Genomic DNA, 22,422 nt, shown 5'->3' on the forward strand with positions numbered 1-22,422 from the left:
ATGAAGAGCCGCCCGTCTCACATACCCGGCCATGCGAATAAGAAAATGGCATTCTGTATCCTGGGTCTATCGCTGTTTCTGATTGGTTTATGGGATCTCATGCCCGTGTTCAGGCTCATATGCTTCGGCACTACGGGAACGGTAGAAGCAGTCCGGGTAGTCAAGTCCCGTCCCGGTTCTCGGGATATCTTGATTAATGACAGTGTCGTTTTGAAACGTGAGGAGACCACCGACCGGAGCTGGACATTTTGGAATGACTTTAATCTGATCACGGACACGGGGGAGGAGGTTCAGGTTCGGCTGCCGGTCGGAAGCCAACTCCAGTCTCTGTATCCTTTGCGAGACGAGGATGGTTTGCCCTCAGCGTTGTTGGTGAGATACAATCGATTCAACCCACAAGACATTGCTTTTTTGACAGTTTTGGGGACATGGTTCGTTCCTGGGGTTTTTCTGGCGGCTGGGCTGATCGGTCTGTGCTCTGGAGCCGTTCTTTTCCGATATGCTTCCAAAGAAGTAGACACCAATTGAGGGCATTCTTGGTGCATCTGACCCAAACCCCGAAAACGCGAAAAGAGCTGCAGATGTCCAGTTTTCGGGATTCGGGTCACCCGGTGGTGTCAGTTCCGGAATCTGTGGGGCATCCCCGACTGTCGGGGCCGATGCAAGCCGTTGAAACGCAACGGCAGAAAATTGGCTCCGGAGGTAGGGCTCGAACCTACGACCAATCGGTTAACAGCCGATCGCTCTACCACTGAGCTACTCCGGATCAGATGGAGTTAAGATAAGACCAAAACACGGCCCCGCTGGCAATCCTATTTCTTGCGCCGTATTTCATGGGTCAGAGGGCCAAAGGGGAAGTCAGTTGCCAGCGGAGAATGAACTGTTACAAACATCGCCGTGTCTGATTATGCCTTAGATGTGATGGGAATCGGTTCGCCGATCATGGACGTTCTGGCCCGGGTGGACGATGCCGTCCTGGCCTCCGTCGGAGGGGCCAAGGGAGGGATGGAGATGATGGATGCGGCCACCATGGACCGCTGGATCCAGACCCTGCCCGGCGGGGTGACCCAAGTCCCGGGGGGCTCGGCTTCCAACACCGTCGGGGCCATGGCCCGGTTGGGGGTGCGGGTGGCCCTGCTGGGCAAGTTGGGCGATGACGAGACGGCCACGCGCTACACCGAACAATTTCTTTCCCTGGGCGGATCGGATGCGCGTTTCAAGCGGGGCACCGGTCGCAACGGACGCTGTCTTTCCCTGGTCACCCCCGATTCCCAACGCACCATGCGCACGGATCTGGGGGCGGCGGCCACGCTTTCTCCGGATGAAGTCCAGCCTTCGGATTTCGCGGGGGTGCGCCATGTACATATTGAAGGATATGTCTTGTTCAACCGCGACCTGATGCTCCGGGTGCTGGAACTGGCCAAGACGGCGGGCTGCACGGTCAGCCTGGATCTGGCGTCCTTCGAGGTGGTGGGGGCGGCCAAGGACATCCTTCCCGGTTTGCTGGAAAAGTATGTCGACATCGTTTTCGCCAACGAGGACGAGGCGGCGGCTTATCATGGATCGTCGGGGGATTTCCGTGAATTGGCGGCCCGTTTTGCCCAGATCTGCCCGGTGGCGGCAGTGAAGGTGGGGAAAAAAGGCGCCCATGTGGCCACGGCCGGCACGGTTCACGATGTGGCGCCGCTTTGGGTGGACCACCCGGTGGACACCACCGGGGCGGGCGACCTGTGGGCGGCGGGTTTTCTCACGGGCTGGCTGCGGGGCCATGATTTCGCCCAGTGCGGGCGTTTTGGTTCGATCCTCGGGGCCGAGATTGTGCAGGTGCTGGGCGCGGCCATTCCGGAAGACCGCTGGCTGGAGATCAAGAAGCACTTCTAACCCGGCACGACTCGTGCCGGGAGTTTTAAGTTTTAAGAATTAAGTTTTAAGTGTCTGATCTCCATGTCTCCGTTTGCTTCTGTATTTTTCAGCTTAAACCTTAAAACTTAAACCTTAAAACTTTGATGAACCCCACCCATGTCATTGCCGTCGACCTTGGCGCCGAGAGCGGCCGGGTCATTGCCGGAATTTTCCACCAACAGCGACTGGAGTTGCAGGAAATCCATCGCTTTCCGACGGTGAATTACACCCGGAACGGTCATTGGTATTGGGACATGGGCCGGATCGAGGCCTCGATCCATGAGGGACTGGCCCAGGCCTTCGCCCGCTTCCCGGAGGTGGCTTCGATCGGTATTGACACCTGGGGCGTGGACTACGTTCTGGTCGATGAAGCGGGCCAGCCCTTGCGCGATCCCTATTGCTACCGCGATCCGCGCACCGATGGGATTCCGGATCAGGTGGAGAAAAAGGTGGGGTCGTTGTTCCGTCGCACGGGCATCCGTCCGATGTTTTTCAACACCCTCTTCCAGTTGGTGGCGGAAGTTCGCGACCATGCGGGTGACCTGAAGCGGGCCCGGCATCTGCTGACCACACCCGATTATCTGCATTTCCGGCTGGGTGGGGCACCGGCCAACGAATGGACCATGGCCAGCACCACTGGAATGGCCCTGCCCGGGGCACGGGCTTGGGATACCGAACTCCTGAACGATCTCGGCCTGCCCGTCCACTTGTTGGGCACACCGGTGGCCTCGGGGACCGTGACCGGGCAATTGAAGCCGGAGTTGGCGGCAAAACTCGGCTACAGGGGCAAGGACCGGCCCAAGATCATCCTCCCGGGAAGCCACGACACCGCCAGCGCGGTGGCGGCGGTTCCGGCGGATTTTCGCGAGGCTTGTTTCATCAGCTCCGGCACGTGGTCGTTGATGGGCGTGGTCTCGGACAAGCCGCTGACCGGGGACGATGCGGATAAAGCCCAGATCAGCAATGAAGTGGCCTGGGACGGGAAGTTCCGTCCTCTGAAGAACATCAGCGGGCTTTGGTTGGTGCAGAACTGCCGCCGGGCCTTTGCCGAAGCCGGACGCGAATACGATTACACCACCCTGACCCAGTTGGCGCGTGAGGCGGCGTCGCCGGAGTTGGCTCTGGATGCCGACGATGCGCGCTTCGCCCCGATCTGCACCCCCGACGACACCATGTCCGGACGCATCCAGTCCTGGTATGCGGAAAGAGGAGTTAGGATACCGCAGACCGACGGCGAGATCGTCCGGGCCGCGCTGGAGGGACTGGCCCAGGCCTACCGCAAGACCCTGCTGTCTTTCGAAAAAATCAACGCCCAAAGCTACCGGCAGATCAGCCTGGTGGGCGGAGGAAGCCGGAGTGCCCTTCTGTGTGAATTGACCGCACAGGCAACCGGCCGGGAAGTGCTGGCCGGCCCGGAGGAAGCCACCGCGATGGGCAACATGCTGGTGCAACTCCACGGACTCGGACTGGTCAAGGCCGGTGAGAACATGCGCCAAGTGGTCAGAGATTCGTCGGAGTTCCGGGTTTTTACCCCGCGCTGACGCGGGTCAGGGCAGGCGGAAAAAGTCCGCCGCCACGCGGTTGGTGATGCGGGCGATGTCGTCCTCGCCGACGCCGCGCAGGCGGGCGATATGTTGCACGACCTCGCGGGTGAAGGCGGGTTCGCAGCGTTTGCCTCGGTGGGGGACGGGGGCGAGGTAGGGGCAGTCGGTTTCCACCATGAAGCCCGCCTCATCCACACCGGCCGCCGCGGCCTGGGCGGCGGCGGCGTTCTTGAAAGTGACGATCCCGGTGAAGGACACGAGATGTCCGAGATCACGTAGGGTGCGGGCCTGCTCCAGTGTACCACCGAAGCAATGAAAGACCGCGCGCAGCCGCCCGGTGTAGCCGCGCAGGATTGCCAGGCAGTCGTCCCAACTGTCGCGTTGGTGGACGACCACGTTCAAACCCAATTCCACCGCCAGATCCAACTGGCTTCGGAAGAGTTCTTTTTGGCGGATCTTCCAATCTTCCAATCGTTGGCCATGAGCAGTGGCATCTTCGCCTGGGAGGTTCTCTGGCGGACGGTGGTAATCCAGGCCGCATTCTCCGAGGGCCGCCACCGGATGGCTCCGGCAGACATCGCGGAGGCGGTCCAAGTCGCCCGGGGTGACCTCGTCGACGTTGCCCGGATGGTAGCCCAGGACCGGGACGAGCACAGGGTATTGGGCGCAGAGCCCGGTGACCCGTTCGAGCGTGGCCGGACGGGTGGCGATGAGGAGCATGCGTGCCACCCCGGCCTGCTGGGCCCGCTCGATGACCGCAGCGCGGTCGGGGTCGAAGTCGGAGAAATCGAGGTGGGTGTGGGTGTCAATGACCGGAATCATGCGGGGACAGTCAATCGCAAGCCGCGGCACTTGCAAAGCCCGAGCATTCGAGGGAGATCTTTCCGTGCAGCCCCGGGCTTGCACTCGTGCGGGGTTTGTCTTACATCGGGACATGTCGCACAAACGCAGTGTATCGCCGGCTGGCGGGCCACAAGCCGTCGGGCCCTATTCGATGGCCATCCGCAGTGGGGATCTGGTCTTCACGGCCGGACAGATCCCGCTCGATCCCGCGAGCGGGGAAATCACCGGGAAGACGGTGGCGGAGCAGACCCGGCGGGTCTTGCTGAATCTCAAGGCCGTGCTGCTGGCCGCGGGGTGCACCCCCGACGATGTGCTCAAGACGACGGTTTTCCTGACCGACCTGGCGGCCTTTGCCGAAATGAATACGGTCTACGCCGAGTTTTTCCGAGAGCCCCATCCGGCGCGTTCGACCATCCAAGTGTCCGCCCTGCCCAAGGGGGCGCTGGTGGAGATTGAAGCCGTGGCCCGCGTCAACGCCGCTTGAACTTTATGAGCCCGGAACAGATCCTGCAGACCTTCCGTGCATGTGGCGCCTTGCTGGAGGGGCATTTTGTCTTGCGCTCCGGCCTGCACAGCCGCCAATTCTTCCAATGCGCGCTGCTGCTGAAGCGGCCCCGCCTGTCCTCGGAAATCTGTGCCGCATTGGCGGATAAGGTGCGCGGACTGGCGTTTGACTGTGTCGTCTCGCCAGCCATGGGGGGCATCCTGGTGGGCCATGACGTGGCGCGCCACTTGGACAAGCCGCACATCTTTGCCGAGAAAAAGGACGGTCAGTTGGTTGTCCGGCGGTTCAAGATCGAGCCGGGAACGCGGTTCCTGGTGGCCGAGGATGTGGTCACGACGGGCAGTGCGGTGAAGGAAGTGTGCGAGGTGGTGCGCGCGGCGGGCGGCGTCATCGCCGGGGTGTGTTCGATTGTCGATCGCAGCGGGGAGGCCACACCGGATTTTGGGGCACCGTTCACCAGCCTCTTGAAGTTGCAGGTGGAGACGTTCCCGGCTGACCGGATTCCAGAAGATCTACAGGGTATCCCCGCGACGAAACCGGGAAGTTGAGATTCTTCCAAGCCCGTCGTCGGGTTCGCCTTGTCCCGCAACGCGCGCGGGACGGACCTTCACAGTCAACTGGCGGCCAAATAGGGCAATTTGGCTGCCGTGGCTTCCACCTCGGGAAGCCCGTCGAGAAGATCCGCAATCGGGTCCCAGTGGCCGGTGGTCAGGCCATGGCGGGCGCTTTCGCGGATCACGCCTTGGTACACTTTGCCCCCGGCACGGACTTGCTGCTTCTCGACATCCACGGTGACTTCCAGTGTGGGATCGGCTTCCACGGCTTGGGTCAAGGCCAGGCGGTCGGCGTGGTTGACGGTGATGCAGGGCATGCCGAGAGTGGTGGAGTTGCCAAAAAAGATCTCGGCAAAGCCCTCGGCGATGATGGCCCGGATGCCGTAGCGGTAGATGGCCTGCGGCGCGTGTTCCCGTGAACTTCCGCAGCCGAAGTTGTTCCCGCTGATCAAAACCTTCGCGCCCTTGAAGCGGTCGTCGTTGAGCGGATGGGCTTTCTTGTTGCCCTTTTCGTCGAAGCGCACGTCGTAGAACATGAACTCGCCCAAGCCGTCGAAGGTGACGCACTTCATGTAGCGGGCGGGGATGATGCGGTCGGTGTCCAGGTCGTCGCCCGGAACGGGCACAGCGGTGCCGGTGATTTTCAGGATTTTTTCGAGGGCCATGGGTGGGGGAGATTTAAGTTTTAAGATTTAAGATTTAAGTTTTAAGCCGCGAAGACTTCTCTCGCGTCGCTGACTTCGCCGGTGACGGCGGCGGCGGCGACCATGATGGGGCTCATCAACAGGGTGCGTCCGTTCACGCTGCCCTGGCGGCCTTTGAAGTTGCGGTTGCTGGAGCTGGCGCAAAGCTGGTCGCCGACCAGTTTGTCCGGGTTCATGGCCAGGCACATCGAGCACCCGGCATCCCGCCACTCGAAGCCGGCGTCGCGGAAGATCTGGTCGATGCCCTGCGATTCGCAGAGTTTCTGCACGCCCTGCGAGCCGGGCACGGCGATGGCCTTGATGCCGGGGGCAACCCTGCGGCCTTTCAAGACTTTGGCGACCTGGACGAAGTCGCTGTAGCGTCCGTTGGTGCACGAGCCGAGGAAGGCGACGTTGATCTTTTTGCCCTTGATCGGGGAGCGGGCTTCGAACTTCATGTGCTCGAGCGCCTCGGCGGTGGTGGCGCGTTCGGATTCGGGGACGTCGTCGGGGGAGGGGATGTTCTCGTTGATGAAGACCGCTTGGCCGGGGGTGATGCCCCAGGTCACGGTGGGTTCGATGTCGCCGGCGTTGAAATTGACCACATCGTCGTAGACCGCGTCCTTGTCGGAGGCGACGGCCTTCCAGCGTTCGACGGCCTCGTCCCATGCTTTGCCTGTGGGGCAGTAGGGCCGTCCCTTGAGGTAGTCGAAGGTGGTCTGGTCTGGGTTGACATAGCCGACGCGGGCCCCGCCCTCGATGGACATGTTGCAGACGGTCATGCGTTCCTCCTGGGTGAAGGCGTCGAAGACCGATCCGCCGTATTCGTAGGCGTAACCGGTGCCGCCATTGACCCCGAGGGTGCGGATGATGTGGAGGATGACGTCCTTGGCATAGACGCCGGGGCGGAGGGCGCCGTTGACATTGATGCGGCGGACCTTGAGCGAGCCGAGGGCCATGGTCTGGGTGATGAGGACATCACGCACCTGGGTGGTGCCGATGCCGAAGGCGATGGCACCGAAGGCCCCGTGGGTGGAGGTGTGGGAGTCGCCGCAGGCGATGGTCGTGCCGGGCTGGGTGATGCCCTGTTCGGGGCCGACGATGTGGACGATGCCCTGTTTGCCGGAATGGCGGTCGAAGAAGGTGACGCCGAACTCGTCGCAGTTCTTGCGCAGTTCCTTGATCATGGCGTCGGCCAGGGGGTCGGCGAAGGGTTCCTCGAACTGGTCCGTCGGGACGATGTGGTCGACGGTGGCGAAGGTGCGGTGGGGGAATTTCACCTTCACTTTCAGGTCGCGCAGCATGGCGAAGGCCTGGGGTGAGGTGACCTCGTGGATGAGGTGGGTGCCGATGAGGAGCTGGGTCTGGCCGTTCGGCAGGGTGCGGACGGCGTGGGCGTCCCAGACTTTTTGGAAGAGGGTTTTAGCGGTGGTGGCCATGCGTATTGTTTTCTGATCAAAACCTGCCGGAAAGTCTGATAACACGCCAATTGAATTTTTGCATTGTGTGATGCATAATGGATATCAGAAGAAAGGGTTACCGCGAATGCCCGCTAAGCGACGCGAATGAAGACGGGGAGAAGGATGACTTTGGGTATGGAGGCCTCTGAGCCTCTTTTGATTGATTCGCGTGCATTCGTGAAGATTAGCGGTTGTTGGCGGTTTTAAATCCGAAGGACAAACCCATGGAATTAAGACACTTGAAATCGTTTCAGGCGGTGGCGGATCATCTGAACTTCCACCGCGCGGCGGCAGCGCTGAACCTGACCCAGCCAGCCCTTTCGCGGCAGATCGTGCAATTGGAGGCCGATCTGGGGAAGGCCGTCTTCTTGCGTGATCGGAAGCGGGTGGAATTGACAGCGGCAGGCCGCCAGCTTTACCGGCGGGTGGGGGCGTTGTTGGAGAGTTTCGAGGATGTGGTCCGGGAGACCCGGGAGGCCGGGGAGGGCAAGCGGGGGGCCCTGGCGCTTGGCTATACGGAGGCTTCCATGTCGGGGTTCCTGCCGGCTTTGTTGAGAAGCCTGCGCGATGCCCTGCCGGAGGTCACCCTGCATCTGCGGCAGGAGCATTCCGAACAACTGGCCAAGGAGGTTGTGCTGGGTCGACTGGATTTGGCCTTCATTTCCTTTCCCACCTCAGACCCTGCCCTGAACAGCACCCCGGTGGCGGTCGAAGAAATCGGGATCGTCCTGCCGGACAATCATCGGCTGGCCGGACGCAAGCATCTGGCTTTGAAGGATTTGAGGGAAGAACGGTTCATTCTTTTTCCCTACCGGGCGAATCCAACCCTGTATAGCGAGCTCCTGGGAGCGTGCCGGGTGGCGGGATTTTCCCCCCGCGAGATCGAGGAAGCGGACACGCGCATTCTGGCGGTCAACATGGTGGCGGCCGGGTTGGGGGTTTCTTTCCTGAGCCAGCACCTGCGACACTATTGCGGGGAGGGGACGGTTTTTCGACCCCTGTTACGACCGCGTCCGACGATGCGGTTCTTTTTGATCGAGCCCAATAACCGAGCCCTTCCACTCCTGCCCGAGGTCAAGCACCGTGTCCTGGCCTTGCAAAAACGGCCCCGGCGTCAGCTCTGACGCTTGGGATGCTCGTGCTCGTAGTCCGATTCTCCGGCCGCCAAACGGGCCAGGTGCTCGAGGTTTTTTTCGTTGAGCAAGCGGACCACGAGGGAGGCTCCGGCGGCGGCAAGCAGGGTACCCGCAGCAAATAGCAGAACGGTCTGTAGGGGAGGCTGGGAGGAGTGATTCTTTGTGCTCATGATGGGCTCCTTTTACTATAATGACAGCTTATCGCCCGTCCTGGCTCTGGCAAGTGCCTTCGTGCGCTAAGGCTAATAATCTTGTTTGCAGGGAAGGGATTTAGGTAGGTTCTTGGTTCCGTTTGATGCAGCGGGGTCGACGGGCCTGTGGCGAAATTGGCAGACGCGCTGGATTTAGGTTCCAGTGGAGCAATCCGTGGGGGTTCAAGTCCCTCCAGGCCCATTTTTTGAAGAGAGCGGCTGATGGGTTTTCTTACATTAATAGGGTGAGCGCTGTTTATTTAGCTTGGCCAGAGCGCTCAGCGGGGTTGATTCCCCTGGGCGTGCTAGAAAATGACCCTCCCGAACACTTTAGACTTGCAGCTGATCGCGCGATAGAGCTTCTTAAGCGCGCCAGAACGAAACGAAACCAACCCCTCCAACCGAACCTCCCCATGCAACTTCAAACCGGATTTCTCCTCGCCGACCAAGCGCTGAAAAAAGCGTCCTGTCGCCGGGAGATCGGTGTCGGCGAAACCATTTTCACCGAAGGTGCACCGGCATCCGGGCTCTTTGTCGTTCTCAGCGGAAAGGTGGAGATCCTCAAGGCCACCCCGGAGGGCGAGGTGAAGTTGAACGAAGTGGGACCGGACGGGATTTTTGGCGAGATGGGCCTGATCAGTGAAGGCGGGGTGAGGTCGGCGACGGCCCGTGCTGCCGAGCCCACGGTGCTCCTGGAAGTGCGGAACAACCCGATCCAGATGCTTTCCGAAATGGGCGACGTGTACGCCGCTCTGGCCCTGCTGAAGCAGTTGATTTGTGTCCTGAGTGAGTGGTTGCGCACCCAGAACAACCATGTCGACTCTACAAACGACCCATCCGTGGTGACCCGTGACAAGGCGGGTATTGAGGCGGTGGGCATCATCAAGGCCAACCTGCCGAAAGACACCTTCAAGTTCTTCCCCAAAGAGGAACAACTCGTTGACGGTCAATTCCTCTGCCGACAAGGGGAGCCGTCGCAGGGTTTTTTCTTTATCCACAGAGGAGTGCTCGAGATTTTAAAGTCAGATGACGCACAAGGCGGCGAGCACGTCATTGGAAGCATGCGGGGGCCGACGGTGGCCGGCGAGGTTGCCTACTTTTCCGACCAGCCCCGCTTGGTCAGTTTGCGCGCCTCCGGCCCGGTGACTTTTTCCATCTTCTCCGGTTACGACTACGAGCTGCTGAAGGAGACGAAGCCCGAAAAAGCCCTTGAAGTACTCTTTGCCGCCGCGCAATGCATCGTAGCTTTGCTGGGGCGTCGCTAGGGATCGCCGACACAACTGAGTAAGGACGCAAGGGCAGGGGCGAGCGGGATCTCCTTTGGGGTTGCTGGAACAGGCTCCCGCGGCCTGGGCCATCCAACTTCCTGGATCGCCGCGGCCTGAAGTTAAAAAAAATGTAAAAACCGCTTGCCTTCCTGTCCCCATGTCATAGAACTTTCATCCCTTTTCCCACAGAAAGGGAACAAATGAGGGAGACATCCTCAAGCGTGTGACGGCCCGGCCCCCGGGTTGGTTCGTCCTCCATGCGGTCGCTTTTGAGCTTTCAAGGGCACGCACGGCATCACGCTTGGCGTGCCTTTCTTATTTGTAAACAACTTCAGAACGATTGAGACAAAGTAGAAAAACAAGGTAGAACATGCCGACGATCAACCAGCTCGTGAGAAAAGGCCGCCGCCAAGCGGTGGTGAAGACCAAGGCCCCGGCCTTGAAGCTCTGTCCCCAGCGCCGCGGCGTCTGTGTCCAGGTCATGACCCGCACCCCGAAGAAGCCGAACTCCGCTCTCCGTAAGGTTGCCAAGGTCCGCTTGACCAACGGCCAGGAAGTCATCGCCTACATCGGCGGCGAAGGCCACAACCTCCAGGAACACTCCATTGTCCTCGTTCGCGGCGGCCGTGTGAAAGATTTGCCCGGTGTCCGTTACCACATCGTCCGCGGTTCCCTTGACTGCCTTGGTGCCGTCGGCCCGAGCAACACCAACAAGCTCAACCGCAACGTCTCCCGCAGCAAGTACGGCGTCAAGCGCCCGAAAGCCGGAGCCGCCGCCGCTCCCGCCAAGAAGTAAGAACTCAAACAACCCCCATCCAACCTTTCAACACCCCCTGACCTATGGCACGCCGTCGTAACGCGATCAAACGCGAAACCATCCCCGACCCCCTCTTCGAGAGCAAAGTGGTTGCCGCCCTCGTCAACACCGTCATGAGCGGAGGCAAAAAAGCCACCGCCCAGCGCGTTGTTTATGGCGCCATCAAGCTGGCCAACGGCGACGCCAAAGAAGGCGATCCGTTGGAAATCCTCACCAAGGCCCTGGAAAACGTCAAACCCCGCCTGGAAGTCAAATCCAAGCGCGTCGGCGGCGCCACCTATCAGGTCCCGATGGAAGTCACCCCCGAACGCCAGCAGGCCCTCGCCATGCGCTGGTTGGTGACCTACGCCTCCAACCGCAAGGGCACCCCGATGCAGAAAGCCCTGGCTTTCGAAATCAAAGACGCCGCCAACGGACAGGGCGCCGCGATCAAGAAGCGCGACGACGTCCACCGCATGGCCCAAGCCAACAAGGCATTCGCCCACCTCCGCTGGTAGTTTTCACCCATCTTCATCCATTCCCACTCTCACTGAATAACGACCATGGCCGCACGCACCTACACCCTCGAGCGCACCCGCAACATCGGGATCTGCGCCCACATCGATGCCGGAAAAACCACCCTCACCGAGCGTATTCTTTTCTACACCGGCATGATCCACAAGATCGGTGAAGTGCACGACGGCACCACCGTGACCGACTGGATGGAACAGGAGCGGGAGCGCGGCATCACCATCACCTCCGCGGCCACCACCTGCTTCTGGCCCTCCAAGGTTGAAGAAGGCATCGTCAAGATTTACGCGGGCAGCAAGACCCGGGTCAATATCATCGACACCCCCGGCCACGTGGACTTCACCGCCGAAGTCGAGCGTTCCCTGCGCGTGCTGGATGGTGCCGTCGCCGTGTTCTGCGGAGTCGCCGGTGTCCAGCCCCAATCCGAAACCGTCTGGCGCCAGGCCACCAAATACAACGTTCCCCGCATCGCCTTCGTCAACAAGATGGACCGCGTCGGTGCCAATTTTGCCAACGCCGTCCAACAGATGCGCGACAAGCTCGGCGCCAACGCCTGGCCCGTGCTCATCCCCCTCGGCGCCGAGGACCAGCTCAAGGGACAGATCGACGTCATCAACCAGAAGGCCGTCATTTACAACGACAACGACAAGATCGGTTCGACCTACGAAGTGGTCGAGATTCCCGAAGAACACAAAGCCATGGCCAAGCAGGCCTTGGAAGACCTCATCAGCGCCGTCGCCGACAAGGATGAAGCCGTCGCCGACATGTATCTCAACGAGAAACTCCCCGACGCCCTCCAACTCAAGCAGGCCATCCGCCGTTTGGTCGTGACCAATCAGATCGTTCCCGTCGTTGGTGGTTCGGCCTTCAAGAACAAGGGCGTGCAATACCTCATCGACGCCGTCATCGACTACCTCCCGAGCCCGATCGACATCCCCCCCGCCAAGGGCCTCAACCCCGACAACATCGAGGAATCCGTCGAAGCCCCGGCCAACGACGACGCCAAATTCTGCGGTCTGGCCTTCAAACTCTGGACCGATCCCTTCGTCGGCAAGCTCATCTTCTTCCGCGTTTACTCGGGCAAGCTCTCCAAGGGCGACACCATCTACAATCCGCGCACCAACAAGCGCGAGCGCATCAGCCGCATCATCCAGATCCAGGCCGACAAACGCGAGGACATCGATACCGTCTTCGCCGGTGATATCGCCGCCATGGTCGGGATCAAGGACGTCAAGACCGGCGACACCCTGGCCAACGAAGACCTGAGCATCCTCCTCGAACCCCCGTCCTTCCCCGAGCCCGTCATCAGCATGGCCGTGGAACCGAAAACCAAGGGCGACCGCGAGAAGCTGGGCGAAGGCCTGCAACGTCTGGCCGAGGAAGACCCGACCTTCCAAGTCAAGACCGACGAAGAAACCGGTCAGACCATCATCAAGGGGATGGGCGAACTCCACCTCGACATCATTCTCGACCGTCTCAAGCGCGAATTCAACGTTCAGACCAACGCCGGGGCCCCGCAGATCGCCTATCGCGAGACCATCACCAAGGCCGCCAAGGGCGAAGGAAAGCTCATCAAACAGTCCGGTGGTCGTGGCCAATACGGTCACGTCGTCATCAACGTCGCCCCGCTCGAACGCGGCAAAGGCGTCACGATTGAAAACAAGGTCGTCGGCGGCAACATCCCCAAGGAATATATTCCGGCCGCGCGCAAGGGCTTGGAAGAAGCGGTTTCCACCGGCATCATCAATGGTAGCCAGGTCATCGACATCGCCATCGAAATCACCGACGGTTCCTACCACGAAGTGGATTCGAACGAACTGGCCTTCAAACTGGCCGGAGCCTTCGCCCTCAAGGACGCGCTCCAGAAAGCCGGCTCCATCCTCCTCGAGCCTATCATGAAGGTGGAAGTCATCACCCCGGACGAATACCAGGGCGACATCCTGGGCGACGTCAACCGCCGCCGCGGCCGCATCAATGATGTGACCGCCAAGCAGGGTGCCACCACCCTCAAGGCAGACGTCCCGCTGGCCGAAATGTTCGGCTACGTCAACACCCTCCGCTCCCTTTCCCGCGGCCGTGCCGCTTACACCATGGAACCGTCGCACTTCGAGCAAGTGCCGACGCAGATCCTCAACGCGATCCTCGAACAGAAGAAGGGCTAACATTATGGCTGGCACCAAAATCCGCATCCGCCTCAAAGGCTTCGACTACCGTCTCATCGACAAGGCCGCCTCGGAAATCGCCGAGACCGCCGTCCGCACCGGCTCCCGTGTCTCCGGACCGATTCCGCTGCCGACCAAGATCGAGCGCTACACCGTCAACCGTTCCAACCACGTCGACAAGAAAAGCATGGAGCAGTTCGAAATCCGCACGCACAAGCGCCTGTTGGACATCATCGAACCCTCCGCCAAAACCGTGGACGAGCTGAAGAAGCTCAACCTCCCGGCCGGCGTCGACATCACCATCAAGATTTGACGCCCTTTTCCGACCAACCCCCAGCGGAACCAATACCATGAGCATCGGCATTTTAGGCAAAAAAGTCGGCATGACCCGGGTCTATGACCAGAGCGGCACCTCCGTGGCCGTCACCGTCATCGAAGCCGGCAACAACGTCGTCACCCAGGTCCGGACCAGCGAAAAAGACGGCTACACCGCCGTCCAGCTCGGCTTCGGCGAAACCACCGAAAAGCGCACCACCAAACCGCTTGCCGGACACTTCAAGAAAGCGGGCACCGCCCCCAAGAAATTCGTCCGTGAATTCGCCCTCCCCGCCGAGGCCGAGTGCAAGGTTGGCGACGTCATGGGCGTCACCCGCTTCCAACCCGGTCAGTTGATCGACGTCATCGGTGTCTCCAAGGGCAAGGGCTTCCAGGGCGTGGTCAAGCGTTACCGCTTCGGTGGCCAGCCCGAAACCCACGGCTCCATGATGCACCGCCGGACGGGCGCCATCGGCTGCCGCTCCACCCCCGGACGTGTTTTCAAGAACCAGAAAATGCCCGGCCACATGGGTGACAAAAAGATCACCATCCAGAACCTCGAAGTGGTCGGTGTGCGTGAAGAAGACCAGGTCCTCCTGATCCGTGGTGCTGTTCCCGGTGCCAACGGCAGTTACGTCATCATCCGTGATGCCGTCAAGGGCCAGAAGAAGACCAACGGGAAATCCTGACCATGAAATCCAAGAGCCTCACTTTCCAAGCCGCTGAAGCCGCCCTCGGCGTCAAGCTCATCGCCAATGGCAAGGCCACCCAGGCCCTCCACGAAACCGTGGTCGCCTATCAAGCCAACCGTCGTGCCGGCACCCACTCGACCAAGACCAAGGCCACCGTCGCCGGCTCCGGCGCCAAACCTTGGAACCAGAAGGGCACCGGTCGCGCCCGTGCCGGTTACAAGAGTTCCCCCGTCTGGTCCGGTGGCGGAGTCGCCTTCGGCCCCCACCCCCGCGATTACTCCAAGACCACCCCGGCCAAGGTCCGCAAGGTCGCCCTCAAGAAAGCCATCAGCGAGGCCGCCAAAAACGGCAAGCTGCAGGCGGTCGCCACGTTCTCCCTCGCCCATCCCAAGACGAAAGAACTTGCTTCCTGGATCAAGGAAAATGGATTCACCGGCTCTGTGCTGGTCGTCACCAAGGGCAAAGATGACAAGGCCGTCCTTGCTTCACGCAACATGCCCAAGTGCAGCATCGTCGAGGCCCGCCAGGTCAACGCCGAGGACGTGCTCAAATTCCAACAAGTCATCTTGGTCGAAGACGCCATGCCGGTCCTCGCCGACCGCCTCAAATAAGGAAAACCGACGATGAGAAACCCCTACGACATCATCCGCACGGCCCGCCTGACCGAAAAAGGCACCCGTCTGACCGAGGAGCACAACCAATATGTGTTCGAGGTCGATACCGCCGCCACCAAGGTCGAAATCAAGCAGGCCGTGGAAGCCATCTTCAAGAAAAAGGTCCAGCGTGTGAACACCCTGCGCGTTCTCGGCAAAGCCCGCCGCCAGCGCACCGCCGCCGCCGGCAGCACCAGCAACTGGAAAAAAGCCATCGTCACCCTCAAGGACGGGGAAAGACTCGACCTCGTCTGAGGCACCGGCCCCGAGAAGCATAGGAGCATATTATGGCACTCAAAACTTTCCGCCCCCTGACCCCCAGCCTGCGCTACACCGCGCTCGCCGACTTCGCCGAGATCACCAAGTCCACTCCTGAAAAGGACCTGGTTGTGACCAAGAAGAAAACCGGCGGACGCAACAACAACGGCCGCCTGACCTGCCGCCACATCGGCGGAGGCCACAAGCAGAAATACCGCCTCATCGACTTCAAGCGCAAACAGTACGGGGTCAAGGCCACCGTCATCGGGATCGAATACGACCCCAACCGCACGTCTTACATCGCGCTCATCGAATACGCCGACAAGGCCAAGACCCGTTCCTACATCGTTGCCCCCGATGGATTGAAAGTCGGCGCCACCGTGCAGTCCGGCCCCGAGGCGGCTCCCGAAGTCGGCAACAATCTTCCCCTGGGCGTCATTCCCCTGGGTGTCGCGGTGCACAACATCGAGATGACCCCCGGACGTGGTGCCCAGATGGTCCGCTCGGCCGGATCAGCCGCCACCACCATGGGCTTCTCCGGTGATTACGCCCAGCTCAAGATGCCCTCGGGTGAAATCCGCCTCGTCCACAAAACCTGCTACGCCACCATCGGACAGGTGGGCAACGTGCAGCATGAAAACATTTCCCTCGGCAAGGCCGGCCGCTCGCGTTGGAAGGGCATCCGCCCGACCGTCCGCGGCATGGTCATGAACCCGATCGACCACCCCAACGGCGGTGGCCAGGGCAAGAGCAAGGGCGGCGGCGGTCGCCAGCACCTCACTTCACCCTGGGGACAACTGGCCAAGGGCCTCAAGACCCGCGCCAAACACAAGAACACGGACCGCTTCATCGTCCAGGACCGCCGCAAGAAATAACGGAGAACGCATATGGGACGCAGCTTGAAAAAAGGACCTTACGTGGACTACCACGTTCTGGAAAAAATTGAAAAAAACGCCGGTGGCGGATCCAAGAAGCCGATCAAAACCTGGTCGCGCCGCTCCATGATCACCCCGGAGTTCGTCGGCCAGACTTTCATGGTCCACAACGGCAAGGCTTTCAACTCCGTCTTCGTGACGGAAAACATGGTTGGTCACAAACTCGGCGAGTTCTCGCCCACCCGCATCTTCAAGAAGCACGGCGGACACACCGAGAAAGTCACCAAGTAACCATGAAAACCTGGCTCGCAATCACTGCGGGCCTGTTGCTGGCCTGCCTTGAGCAGACCGGCAGGGCACAGGAAACTGGGCCCGAACGCTCTTTAAAATCTAGAACCAGCAGCGGGCTGGAGACTGAACTGGCCAAAGCCGAGGAAAGCCTCGCCCTGGCCAGGACTGAGGCCGACTTCTTCCACCAGAAGTGGGCCGACCTCCGGATCCGCACCGAAGCCCTTGGCTTGGAAGCCCTGACCGGCAACGAAAAAGCGTTGCAGGACAAGATCGCCCGGCTGGCGGGGGAGCTCTACCGGAGCGAAAAAACCCGCCTGCAGATGGAACAATCCATCGCGGACCTTATCCGCACGGCGAAAGGACTCAACCAAGCCGGTCCGTTGGAGAAAGCCCAGAGGCGCGCCGAATACGAGGTCGCCGTCCGGGAAGCCTCCCGGTTCCTCGGCGGCCAGCCCGCCCAGGACCGCATCCAGATCGCGGCCAACCTCCAATCGGGGTTTGTCGCCGCTTTTGATGATGACATGGACGTGGCCATCGCTAATTTCGGGCGCGCACAGGATGCGCGCATCGGGATGCCTTTCCGCATCTTGCGGGATGGCAGGGTCATCGGACGCTGCAAACTGATCGAAGTCAGGGAATACCTGAGCGCCGCCCTTGTGGAAGGCGTGATCGAAAAAGAAACGGTGCGGCCGGGTGACCGGTTGCTCCTTGAAACGGTGAAATGATATGGAAGTAAAAGCAGAACTGAAAATGACGCGGATCTCGGCCTTCAAGGCCAGGGACGTCGCGCGCCATGTCCAAGGCATGCCCGCCCTCGGCGCCTTGGAGTTGCTCGAATTTTATCCCCAGAAGGCCGCCCGTCTGATCCACAAGACCCTCAAGTCGGCCCTGGCCAACGCGGAAAACAACCACTCCCTGGATCCCGCCATGATGATCATCAAGCAGGCCCAGATCGGTGAGGGACCGACCATCCACCGCTTCGCCTCCCGCGCCCGCGGCAGTGCCAACGCCATCCGCAAGCGGACCAGCCATATCAAAATCATCCTCTCCGAGCGCGACCTCGACGCCGAGAAAGCCGCCGAGGAAAAACAAAAAGCCGGACGTGACGCTTCCATCAAGGCCCGTCGCGCCCACAAGGCTGCCAAGACCCCCAAGAAATAAAGAACGATTATGGGACAGAAAACTCACCCCTTCGGATTCCGCCTGCCGGTCCGCCGCAACTGGAAGTCCATGTGGTACGCCAGCAAGAAAGACTTCCCGGTTTACCTCCTGGAAGATTACAAGATCCGCCAATTCATCAAGAAGCGCCTGGCCGGAGCCGCCATTTCCAAGGTCATGATCGAACGCGCCTCCAACCGCGTCCGGGTCAACATCTTCACCGCCCGCCCGGGCGTCGTCATCGGACGCAAGGCCTCCGAGCTTGACAAGCTCAAGGAGGAGATCCGCGAGATCGCCCCCCTGCGTGATGTGCTCGTCGACGTGAAGGAAATCAAGAATCCGGAACTCGACGCCCAGTTGGTGGCGGAAAACATCGCCCTCCAGCTCGAACGCCGTATCTCTTTCCGCCGCGCGATGAAGAAGTCCATCGCCACCACCATGGATTTCGGGGCCCTCGGGATCAAAATCCGTTGCTCCGGACGTCTGCAGGGTGCGGAAATCGCCCGCACGGAACAATACCGCCAAGGACAGGTGCCCCTGCACACCCTGCGCGCCAACATCGATTACGGATTCGCCGAAGCCATGACCATCGCGGGTAAGATTGGCGTCAAAGTCTGGATTTGTCTCAAGGAGGAAGCGGCAGTCGCCGCCTGATAACCTATGGCCATGATTCCCAAACGGGTTAAATTCCGTAAAACACAGCGTCGCAGCCGCGCCGGCACCCCCTGCCGGAACGTCAGCCTGGCCTTCGGAGCCTTCGGCCTCCAGAGCCTCGGCCGCGCCTGGGTCACCAACGTCCAAATCGAAGCCGCCCGTGTCGCCCTCACCCGCAACATGAAGCGCAAAGGCAAGAGCTGGATCCGCATCTTCCCCGACAAGCCCGTCACCGCCCGCCCCCCGGAAACCCGGATGGGTAAGGGTAAGGGCCAGCCGGAACACTGGGTGGCCACCGTCCGCCCGGGCAACATCCTCTTCGAATTGGACGGCCTCACGGAAACAGTCGCCCGCGAATCCCTCCGCCTGGCCGCCTCCAAGCTGCCCATCCCCACCCGTTTCATCACCCGTGACCGGAAACTGAGCGTATGAAAATCAACGATGTCAAAGCCCTCAGCCTCGACGAACTGAAGACCCGCGTGCAGGAACTCCGGCACGAGAAACTCAACCTGCGCATCCAGCAGCAGGGAGGACGACTCGAACGCCCCAGCCGCCTCCGCGAAATCCGCAAGACCATCGCCCGTATCCAAACTGTCCTGTCCCAGCGCCGTCTCGAAGCGGCCCGCAAGCAGGGGAATAATTAAGGCACCGCACCATGACTGAAGCCACCGCAACCGCACCTGCCCCTGGCAAGAACCGCAAGGTCCTCCTCGGCGAAGTCGTCTCCAACAAAATGGAGAAGACCATCGTCGTCAAGGTCACCCGCAAGGTCCCGCACCCCCAGTTCAAAAAACTGGTCAAGAAATCCAAGAAGTTTTACGCCCACGACGAAGCCAAAAAGGCCCAAGTCGGTGACAAAGTCCGCATCGGTGAGACCCGCCCCCTGAGCCGTCTCAAACGCTGGGAAGTCCTCGAAATCCTCAAGAAATCCTGAAACGGATACGGAGCAATACGTTATGATTCAAATTCGTTCCTGGGTCGATGTCGCCGACAACACCGGCGCCCGCAAGGCCACCATGATCGGCGTCATCGGCAAAAAAACCGAGGTTGCCGGCATTGGTGACATCATCACCGCCAACGTCAAGGAAGCCGCCCCCAACGGCACGGTCAAGAAAAGTGAAGTGGTTCGCGCCGTGGTCGTCCGCACCCGCCGCCCGGTGCGCCGTCCCGACGGCTCCTACCTCCGCTTCGATTCCAACGCGGTCGTCATCATCGACAAGGACCAGAACCCCCGCGGCACCCGCATCTTCGGACCCGTGGCCCGCGAACTCCGCGAGAGAAACTTCATGAAGATCATCTCGCTCGCCCCGGAGGTCTTATGAGCATCACCCGTTACGCAACCCCCAAGTCCTTCCACGTGAAAAAAGACGACGTCGTCAAGGTCATCAGCGGCGCCCACAAGGGCCGCGAAGGCAAAATCCTCCAAGTGCTGCGCACGGACAACCGTGTCATCATCGAGGGTGTGCGCATGATCAAGAAGGCCGCCCGCCCGACCCAGGAAAACCCCAAGGGCGGATTCACGGAAAAGGAAGGTTCCATCCACATTTCCAACGTCAAGCTGGTCACCGCTGCGGAAAAGACCCCCAGCAAAGCCAAGAAGTAACAAGCCATGAGTTCTGATTTAGCACAGGAATACAAGGACATCGTCGTCCCCGCGATGAAAGAGAAGCGCGGCTACAAGAACGTGCACGAAGTGCCGAAGGTCACCAAGATCGTCGTCAACTGCTCCGTGGGTTCCGCCCAGGATGTGAAGCAGGCCATGGAAGACGCCCTTCACGACATCACGATCATCACCGGTCAGAAGCCGGTCAAAACCCTGGCCAAGAAGAGCATTTCCAACTTCAAACTCCGCCAGCACCAGGAAATCGGCGTCAAGGTCACCCTGCGCGGCAAGATGATGAACGAGTTCCTCCTCCGCCTCATGCGGATGGCCCTGCCCCGTATCCGTGACTTCCGCGGCATCTCCCCGCGCGCCTTCGATGGACGCGGCGCCTACACCCTCGGCGTCAAGGACCACTCCATCTTCCCTGAAATCGAACTCGACAAGGTGAAGCGCACGCTGGGGATGGATATCACCATCGTCACCACCGCCAAGAACAAGGAAGAAACCAAGGACCTGCTCACCTTCATGGGCATGCCTTTTGCGGACCGCAAAGTGGCCGCCGCCCCGACCCAAGCTTAACCAGACCCAGACTACAAGACTACAGGACTAGCACATGGCCAAGAAATCGATGATCGCCAAGCAGAAGCGGACGCCCAAATTCGGCGTCCGCAAGTACAACCGTTGCCAGATCAGCGGACGCCGCCGCGCCTATATGCGCAAATTCGGCGTCAGCCGTATCCAGTTCCGCGAGATGGCACTCAACGGGGAAATCCCCGGCATCACCAAGGCCAGCTGGTAACCAGGACAACCACATGCAGACCGACCCATTGGCAGATTTTCTGACCCAGATCCGCAACGCCGCCAGCGCCTCCAAGCCCGAGTGCCTGACCACCTATTCCCGCGTCAAAAGCGACGTGGCCACGGTGCTCAAGAAGGAAGGCTACATCGAGGAATGTGAGCTGACCAAGAACGGCTCCCATCAGGCCCTCAAGCTCACCCTCAAAGGCGCAACCGCCGGCGTCAAGGCCATCCGCGGCATCCGCCGCATTTCCAAGCCCGGACTCCGCCGTTATTGCGGCGCCGGGGAAATCCCCAAGGTCCTCGGGGGACTCGGCACGGCCGTGCTCTCCACCCCCAAAGGCATCCTCTCCGGCCATGAGGCCAAAAAACAAAACGTCGGGGGGGAACTCCTCCTCTACATCTGGTAATCGCCATGTCACGAATCGGAAACAAAGTCATTTTGGTCCCGGACAAAGTCAAAGTCCAAGTCTCCGGGAGTGTCGTCAAGGTCGAGGGACCCAAGGGCAAACTCGAACTCACCATCACCCCGCGTGTCAATGTCGCCGTCGATGGCACCCATGTTCGCTTCACCCGCGCCGGTGACAGCCGCCAGGATCGTGCCCTCCACGGCCTGACCCGCAGCCTCGTCAACAACATGGTGCAGGGGTGCCTCAACGGATTCAAAAAGAAGCTCATCATCAATGGCGTCGGTTTCAAGGCCGCTGTCCAGGGCAAGAACCTCAACCTCAGCCTCGGCTTCTCGCACCCGGTCATTTATCCCATCCCGGCCGACATCAAGGTCACCGTCGAGGAAAACACCAATGTCGTCATCGAGGGCGTCGACAAGCAACGCGTCGGGGCCGTGGCCGCCGACATCCGCCGTTACTACCCCCCGGAACCCTACAAGGGCAAGGGTGTGCGCTACTCCGACGAGGTCATTCGCCGCAAGGAAGGCAAGACGGCCCAGAGCAAGTAATCCCAGGGAGAAACTGACACATCATGAAAGCTTCGAAAAAAACCACCAAGGCGACACGCCAGCGGACCCACATCCGCATCCGGCGCAAGGTTGTCGGCACCCCCGCCCGGCCCCGCCTCGCCGTCTCCTTCACCAGCCAGCACATCTACGCCCAGATCATCGACGATGCCCTCGGCAAAACTCTGGTCGGGGTCAGCACCACCGAAAAATCGGTCGCCGGACAAAACCTGCGTCCCAACCTCGCCGGTGCGGCCAAGGTCGGCCAGCTCCTGGCGGAACGGGCCAAGGCCAAACAGATCTCCCAGGTCGTTTTCGACCGCGGAGGATTCCTTTATCACGGTAAAGTCAAAGCACTCGCCGACGCCGCGCGCGAAGGTGGATTGGTATTCTAATTATGGCAGACGAAAACATTATCCCCGCTCCGGCGGACATTCCTGCAACCGACGCCGCCGAGGCTGTCGCAACTGCTGCTCCGGCCGAGAAGTCCGAGCGCTCCGACCGCGGTCCCCGTGGCGGTGGCCAGCGCGGAGGCGGCCAGCGGGGCCGCGGACCGCGCCGTAACAATGACCAGAAATCAGAGGGTGAAGAAAAG

At 60.6% G+C, this 22,422-nt stretch carries 33 protein-coding genes and 2 tRNA genes; 30 read left to right on the top strand and 5 right to left on the bottom strand.

Features of this window, described 5'->3' with window-relative positions; translation table 11 throughout:
- Positions 1-528, top strand: coding sequence for a hypothetical protein (locus tag SFU85_12595; GenBank protein MDX6767616.1), 528 nt, complete (start codon positions 1-3; stop codon positions 526-528).
- Positions 529-691: 163 nt separating this feature from the next.
- Here the strand turns inward: SFU85_12595 and SFU85_12600 are convergent.
- Positions 692-766 (bottom strand) — tRNA-Asn (locus SFU85_12600).
- A 155-nt stretch (positions 767-921) separates the two neighbouring features.
- Here SFU85_12600 and SFU85_12605 point away from each other — a divergent pair.
- Together SFU85_12605 and SFU85_12610 are read left to right on the top strand one after the other, a co-directional pair.
- The gene (locus SFU85_12605) at positions 922-1,881 is read left to right on the top strand and encodes an adenosine kinase (protein ID MDX6767617.1); all 960 of its coding nucleotides are present in this window, start codon (positions 922-924) and stop codon (positions 1,879-1,881) included.
- 125 nt (positions 1,882-2,006) lie between these two features.
- Positions 2,007-3,443, top strand: a complete 1,437-nt coding sequence (locus SFU85_12610; protein ID MDX6767618.1) for a rhamnulokinase family protein — start codon at positions 2,007-2,009, stop codon at positions 3,441-3,443.
- Positions 3,444-3,449: 6 nt separating this feature from the next.
- Here the strand turns inward: SFU85_12610 and SFU85_12615 are convergent, their stop codons facing one another.
- Positions 3,450-4,268 carry a TatD family hydrolase gene (locus SFU85_12615; protein ID MDX6767619.1) on the bottom strand — a complete coding sequence of 273 codons (819 nt, stop codon included), beginning with the start codon at positions 4,266-4,268 and terminating at the stop codon, positions 3,450-3,452.
- 112 nt (positions 4,269-4,380) lie between these two features.
- On the opposite strand from SFU85_12615, the gene SFU85_12620 reads away from it, so the two are divergent.
- Together SFU85_12620 and pyrE are read left to right on the top strand one after the other, a co-directional pair.
- Entirely contained in the window at positions 4,381-4,773 is a 393-nt protein-coding gene (locus tag SFU85_12620; GenBank protein MDX6767620.1) for a RidA family protein, read from the top strand.
- 5 nt (positions 4,774-4,778) lie between these two features.
- Entirely contained in the window at positions 4,779-5,342 is a 564-nt protein-coding gene (gene pyrE / locus SFU85_12625; protein MDX6767621.1) for an orotate phosphoribosyltransferase, read from the top strand.
- A gap of 65 nt (positions 5,343-5,407) precedes the next feature.
- Here pyrE and leuD read toward each other — a convergent pair whose 3' ends face one another.
- On the bottom strand, positions 5,408-6,013 hold the full coding sequence (gene leuD / locus SFU85_12630; GenBank protein ID MDX6767622.1) for a 3-isopropylmalate dehydratase small subunit: 606 nt from the start codon (positions 6,011-6,013) through the stop codon (positions 5,408-5,410).
- Between the two features lie 41 nt (positions 6,014-6,054).
- Positions 6,055-7,470, bottom strand: coding sequence for a 3-isopropylmalate dehydratase large subunit (gene leuC / locus SFU85_12635; protein MDX6767623.1), 1,416 nt, complete (start codon positions 7,468-7,470; stop codon positions 6,055-6,057).
- A gap of 245 nt (positions 7,471-7,715) precedes the next feature.
- Here leuC and SFU85_12640 point away from each other — a divergent pair, with 245 nt between their 5' ends.
- Positions 7,716-8,615 (top strand): LysR family transcriptional regulator, encoded by a 900-nt coding sequence (locus SFU85_12640; GenBank protein ID MDX6767624.1) that lies wholly within the window; start codon positions 7,716-7,718, stop codon positions 8,613-8,615.
- Here the strand turns inward: SFU85_12640 and SFU85_12645 are convergent.
- Positions 8,606-8,797 carry a hypothetical protein gene (locus SFU85_12645; GenBank protein MDX6767625.1) on the bottom strand — a complete coding sequence of 64 codons (192 nt, stop codon included), beginning with the start codon at positions 8,795-8,797 and terminating at the stop codon, positions 8,606-8,608. The genes SFU85_12640 and SFU85_12645 overlap by 10 nt on opposite strands.
- A gap of 141 nt (positions 8,798-8,938) precedes the next feature.
- On the opposite strand from SFU85_12645, the gene SFU85_12650 reads away from it, so the two are divergent.
- From SFU85_12650 to rplR, 24 genes are all read left to right on the top strand, one after another.
- A tRNA-Leu gene (locus tag SFU85_12650) sits at positions 8,939-9,020 on the top strand.
- A gap of 43 nt (positions 9,021-9,063) precedes the next feature.
- The gene (locus SFU85_12655) at positions 9,064-10,083 is read left to right on the top strand and encodes a cyclic nucleotide-binding domain-containing protein (GenBank protein MDX6767626.1); all 1,020 of its coding nucleotides are present in this window, start codon (positions 9,064-9,066) and stop codon (positions 10,081-10,083) included.
- Positions 10,084-10,456: 373 nt separating this feature from the next.
- A complete protein-coding gene (gene rpsL / locus SFU85_12660; protein MDX6767627.1) occupies positions 10,457-10,882 on the top strand; it encodes a 30S ribosomal protein S12 in 426 nt (141 codons plus the stop codon).
- A 44-nt stretch (positions 10,883-10,926) separates the two neighbouring features.
- Entirely contained in the window at positions 10,927-11,400 is a 474-nt protein-coding gene (rpsG, locus tag SFU85_12665; GenBank protein MDX6767628.1) for a 30S ribosomal protein S7, read from the top strand.
- A 45-nt stretch (positions 11,401-11,445) separates the two neighbouring features.
- Positions 11,446-13,575 carry an elongation factor G gene (gene fusA, locus SFU85_12670; GenBank protein MDX6767629.1) on the top strand — a complete coding sequence of 710 codons (2,130 nt, stop codon included), beginning with the start codon at positions 11,446-11,448 and terminating at the stop codon, positions 13,573-13,575.
- A gap of 4 nt (positions 13,576-13,579) precedes the next feature.
- Positions 13,580-13,888: a 30S ribosomal protein S10 gene (gene rpsJ, locus SFU85_12675; GenBank protein MDX6767630.1), complete on the top strand. Its 309-nt coding sequence runs from the start codon at positions 13,580-13,582 to the stop codon at positions 13,886-13,888.
- A 37-nt stretch (positions 13,889-13,925) separates the two neighbouring features.
- Complete coding sequence (rplC, locus tag SFU85_12680; GenBank protein MDX6767631.1) at positions 13,926-14,579, top strand: 50S ribosomal protein L3; 654 nt, start codon at positions 13,926-13,928, stop codon at positions 14,577-14,579.
- A gap of 2 nt (positions 14,580-14,581) precedes the next feature.
- Positions 14,582-15,193 (top strand): 50S ribosomal protein L4, encoded by a 612-nt coding sequence (rplD, locus tag SFU85_12685; protein MDX6767632.1) that lies wholly within the window; start codon positions 14,582-14,584, stop codon positions 15,191-15,193.
- Positions 15,194-15,205: 12 nt separating this feature from the next.
- A complete protein-coding gene (gene rplW, locus SFU85_12690; GenBank protein MDX6767633.1) occupies positions 15,206-15,490 on the top strand; it encodes a 50S ribosomal protein L23 in 285 nt (94 codons plus the stop codon).
- 32 nt (positions 15,491-15,522) lie between these two features.
- The gene (gene rplB / locus SFU85_12695; GenBank protein ID MDX6767634.1) at positions 15,523-16,368 is read left to right on the top strand and encodes a 50S ribosomal protein L2; all 846 of its coding nucleotides are present in this window, start codon (positions 15,523-15,525) and stop codon (positions 16,366-16,368) included.
- A 12-nt stretch (positions 16,369-16,380) separates the two neighbouring features.
- Positions 16,381-16,659 carry a 30S ribosomal protein S19 gene (rpsS, locus tag SFU85_12700; protein ID MDX6767635.1) on the top strand — a complete coding sequence of 93 codons (279 nt, stop codon included), beginning with the start codon at positions 16,381-16,383 and terminating at the stop codon, positions 16,657-16,659.
- Between the two features lie 2 nt (positions 16,660-16,661).
- Positions 16,662-17,384: a hypothetical protein gene (locus SFU85_12705; protein MDX6767636.1), complete on the top strand. Its 723-nt coding sequence runs from the start codon at positions 16,662-16,664 to the stop codon at positions 17,382-17,384.
- Position 17,385: 1 nt separating this feature from the next.
- Positions 17,386-17,820: a 50S ribosomal protein L22 gene (gene rplV / locus SFU85_12710; protein MDX6767637.1), complete on the top strand. Its 435-nt coding sequence runs from the start codon at positions 17,386-17,388 to the stop codon at positions 17,818-17,820.
- A gap of 9 nt (positions 17,821-17,829) precedes the next feature.
- Positions 17,830-18,471, top strand: coding sequence for a 30S ribosomal protein S3 (rpsC, locus tag SFU85_12715; GenBank protein ID MDX6767638.1), 642 nt, complete (start codon positions 17,830-17,832; stop codon positions 18,469-18,471).
- A 6-nt stretch (positions 18,472-18,477) separates the two neighbouring features.
- The gene (rplP, locus tag SFU85_12720; GenBank protein MDX6767639.1) at positions 18,478-18,903 is read left to right on the top strand and encodes a 50S ribosomal protein L16; all 426 of its coding nucleotides are present in this window, start codon (positions 18,478-18,480) and stop codon (positions 18,901-18,903) included.
- Positions 18,900-19,115 (top strand): 50S ribosomal protein L29, encoded by a 216-nt coding sequence (rpmC, locus tag SFU85_12725; protein ID MDX6767640.1) that lies wholly within the window; start codon positions 18,900-18,902, stop codon positions 19,113-19,115. The genes rplP and rpmC overlap by 4 nt, the downstream gene beginning before the upstream one ends.
- 11 nt (positions 19,116-19,126) lie before the next feature.
- Positions 19,127-19,405, top strand: a complete 279-nt coding sequence (rpsQ, locus tag SFU85_12730; GenBank protein ID MDX6767641.1) for a 30S ribosomal protein S17 — start codon at positions 19,127-19,129, stop codon at positions 19,403-19,405.
- Between the two features lie 22 nt (positions 19,406-19,427).
- The gene (gene rplN, locus SFU85_12735; GenBank protein MDX6767642.1) at positions 19,428-19,793 is read left to right on the top strand and encodes a 50S ribosomal protein L14; all 366 of its coding nucleotides are present in this window, start codon (positions 19,428-19,430) and stop codon (positions 19,791-19,793) included.
- The gene (gene rplX, locus SFU85_12740; GenBank protein MDX6767643.1) at positions 19,790-20,074 is read left to right on the top strand and encodes a 50S ribosomal protein L24; all 285 of its coding nucleotides are present in this window, start codon (positions 19,790-19,792) and stop codon (positions 20,072-20,074) included. The genes rplN and rplX overlap by 4 nt, the downstream gene beginning before the upstream one ends.
- Positions 20,075-20,080: 6 nt before the next feature.
- Positions 20,081-20,653: a 50S ribosomal protein L5 gene (gene rplE, locus SFU85_12745; GenBank protein MDX6767644.1), complete on the top strand. Its 573-nt coding sequence runs from the start codon at positions 20,081-20,083 to the stop codon at positions 20,651-20,653.
- 34 nt (positions 20,654-20,687) lie between these two features.
- On the top strand, positions 20,688-20,873 hold the full coding sequence (locus tag SFU85_12750) for a type Z 30S ribosomal protein S14 (protein ID MDX6767645.1): 186 nt from the start codon (positions 20,688-20,690) through the stop codon (positions 20,871-20,873).
- 13 nt (positions 20,874-20,886) lie between these two features.
- Positions 20,887-21,282 (top strand): 30S ribosomal protein S8, encoded by a 396-nt coding sequence (gene rpsH, locus SFU85_12755; GenBank protein ID MDX6767646.1) that lies wholly within the window; start codon positions 20,887-20,889, stop codon positions 21,280-21,282.
- 5 nt (positions 21,283-21,287) lie between these two features.
- Positions 21,288-21,830 carry a 50S ribosomal protein L6 gene (rplF, locus tag SFU85_12760; GenBank protein ID MDX6767647.1) on the top strand — a complete coding sequence of 181 codons (543 nt, stop codon included), beginning with the start codon at positions 21,288-21,290 and terminating at the stop codon, positions 21,828-21,830.
- 23 nt (positions 21,831-21,853) lie between these two features.
- Positions 21,854-22,222, top strand: coding sequence for a 50S ribosomal protein L18 (gene rplR / locus SFU85_12765; protein MDX6767648.1), 369 nt, complete (start codon positions 21,854-21,856; stop codon positions 22,220-22,222).
- Positions 22,223-22,422 lie beyond the last annotated feature (200 nt).

Source organism: Candidatus Methylacidiphilales bacterium (assembly GCA_033875315.1).
In the GTDB taxonomy this organism is placed as follows: Bacteria; Verrucomicrobiota; Verrucomicrobiia; order Methylacidiphilales; family CAZTYG01; genus JANRJG01.

Coding starts and splice junctions, on each gene's coding strand:
- SFU85_12595 (MDX6767616.1), top strand. CDS start 1: ATGAAGAGCCGCCCGTCTCACATACCCGGCCATGCGAATAAGAAAATG.
- SFU85_12605 (MDX6767617.1), top strand. CDS start 922: ATGGGAATCGGTTCGCCGATCATGGACGTTCTGGCCCGGGTGGACGAT.
- SFU85_12610 (MDX6767618.1), top strand. CDS start 2,007: ATGAACCCCACCCATGTCATTGCCGTCGACCTTGGCGCCGAGAGCGGC.
- SFU85_12615 (MDX6767619.1), bottom strand. CDS start 4,268: ATGATTCCGGTCATTGACACCCACACCCACCTCGATTTCTCCGACTTC.
- SFU85_12620 (MDX6767620.1), top strand. CDS start 4,381: ATGTCGCACAAACGCAGTGTATCGCCGGCTGGCGGGCCACAAGCCGTC.
- pyrE (MDX6767621.1), top strand. CDS start 4,779: ATGAGCCCGGAACAGATCCTGCAGACCTTCCGTGCATGTGGCGCCTTG.
- leuD (MDX6767622.1), bottom strand. CDS start 6,013: ATGGCCCTCGAAAAAATCCTGAAAATCACCGGCACCGCTGTGCCCGTT.
- leuC (MDX6767623.1), bottom strand. CDS start 7,470: ATGGCCACCACCGCTAAAACCCTCTTCCAAAAAGTCTGGGACGCCCAC.
- SFU85_12640 (MDX6767624.1), top strand. CDS start 7,716: ATGGAATTAAGACACTTGAAATCGTTTCAGGCGGTGGCGGATCATCTG.
- SFU85_12645 (MDX6767625.1), bottom strand. CDS start 8,797: ATGAGCACAAAGAATCACTCCTCCCAGCCTCCCCTACAGACCGTTCTG.
- rpsL (MDX6767627.1), top strand. CDS start 10,457: ATGCCGACGATCAACCAGCTCGTGAGAAAAGGCCGCCGCCAAGCGGTG.
- rpsG (MDX6767628.1), top strand. CDS start 10,927: ATGGCACGCCGTCGTAACGCGATCAAACGCGAAACCATCCCCGACCCC.
- fusA (MDX6767629.1), top strand. CDS start 11,446: ATGGCCGCACGCACCTACACCCTCGAGCGCACCCGCAACATCGGGATC.
- rpsJ (MDX6767630.1), top strand. CDS start 13,580: ATGGCTGGCACCAAAATCCGCATCCGCCTCAAAGGCTTCGACTACCGT.
- rplC (MDX6767631.1), top strand. CDS start 13,926: ATGAGCATCGGCATTTTAGGCAAAAAAGTCGGCATGACCCGGGTCTAT.
- rplD (MDX6767632.1), top strand. CDS start 14,582: ATGAAATCCAAGAGCCTCACTTTCCAAGCCGCTGAAGCCGCCCTCGGC.
- rplW (MDX6767633.1), top strand. CDS start 15,206: ATGAGAAACCCCTACGACATCATCCGCACGGCCCGCCTGACCGAAAAA.
- rplB (MDX6767634.1), top strand. CDS start 15,523: ATGGCACTCAAAACTTTCCGCCCCCTGACCCCCAGCCTGCGCTACACC.
- rpsS (MDX6767635.1), top strand. CDS start 16,381: ATGGGACGCAGCTTGAAAAAAGGACCTTACGTGGACTACCACGTTCTG.
- SFU85_12705 (MDX6767636.1), top strand. CDS start 16,662: ATGAAAACCTGGCTCGCAATCACTGCGGGCCTGTTGCTGGCCTGCCTT.
- rplV (MDX6767637.1), top strand. CDS start 17,386: ATGGAAGTAAAAGCAGAACTGAAAATGACGCGGATCTCGGCCTTCAAG.
- rpsC (MDX6767638.1), top strand. CDS start 17,830: ATGGGACAGAAAACTCACCCCTTCGGATTCCGCCTGCCGGTCCGCCGC.
- rplP (MDX6767639.1), top strand. CDS start 18,478: ATGGCCATGATTCCCAAACGGGTTAAATTCCGTAAAACACAGCGTCGC.
- rpmC (MDX6767640.1), top strand. CDS start 18,900: ATGAAAATCAACGATGTCAAAGCCCTCAGCCTCGACGAACTGAAGACC.
- rpsQ (MDX6767641.1), top strand. CDS start 19,127: ATGACTGAAGCCACCGCAACCGCACCTGCCCCTGGCAAGAACCGCAAG.
- rplN (MDX6767642.1), top strand. CDS start 19,428: ATGATTCAAATTCGTTCCTGGGTCGATGTCGCCGACAACACCGGCGCC.
- rplX (MDX6767643.1), top strand. CDS start 19,790: ATGAGCATCACCCGTTACGCAACCCCCAAGTCCTTCCACGTGAAAAAA.
- rplE (MDX6767644.1), top strand. CDS start 20,081: ATGAGTTCTGATTTAGCACAGGAATACAAGGACATCGTCGTCCCCGCG.
- SFU85_12750 (MDX6767645.1), top strand. CDS start 20,688: ATGGCCAAGAAATCGATGATCGCCAAGCAGAAGCGGACGCCCAAATTC.
- rpsH (MDX6767646.1), top strand. CDS start 20,887: ATGCAGACCGACCCATTGGCAGATTTTCTGACCCAGATCCGCAACGCC.
- rplF (MDX6767647.1), top strand. CDS start 21,288: ATGTCACGAATCGGAAACAAAGTCATTTTGGTCCCGGACAAAGTCAAA.
- rplR (MDX6767648.1), top strand. CDS start 21,854: ATGAAAGCTTCGAAAAAAACCACCAAGGCGACACGCCAGCGGACCCAC.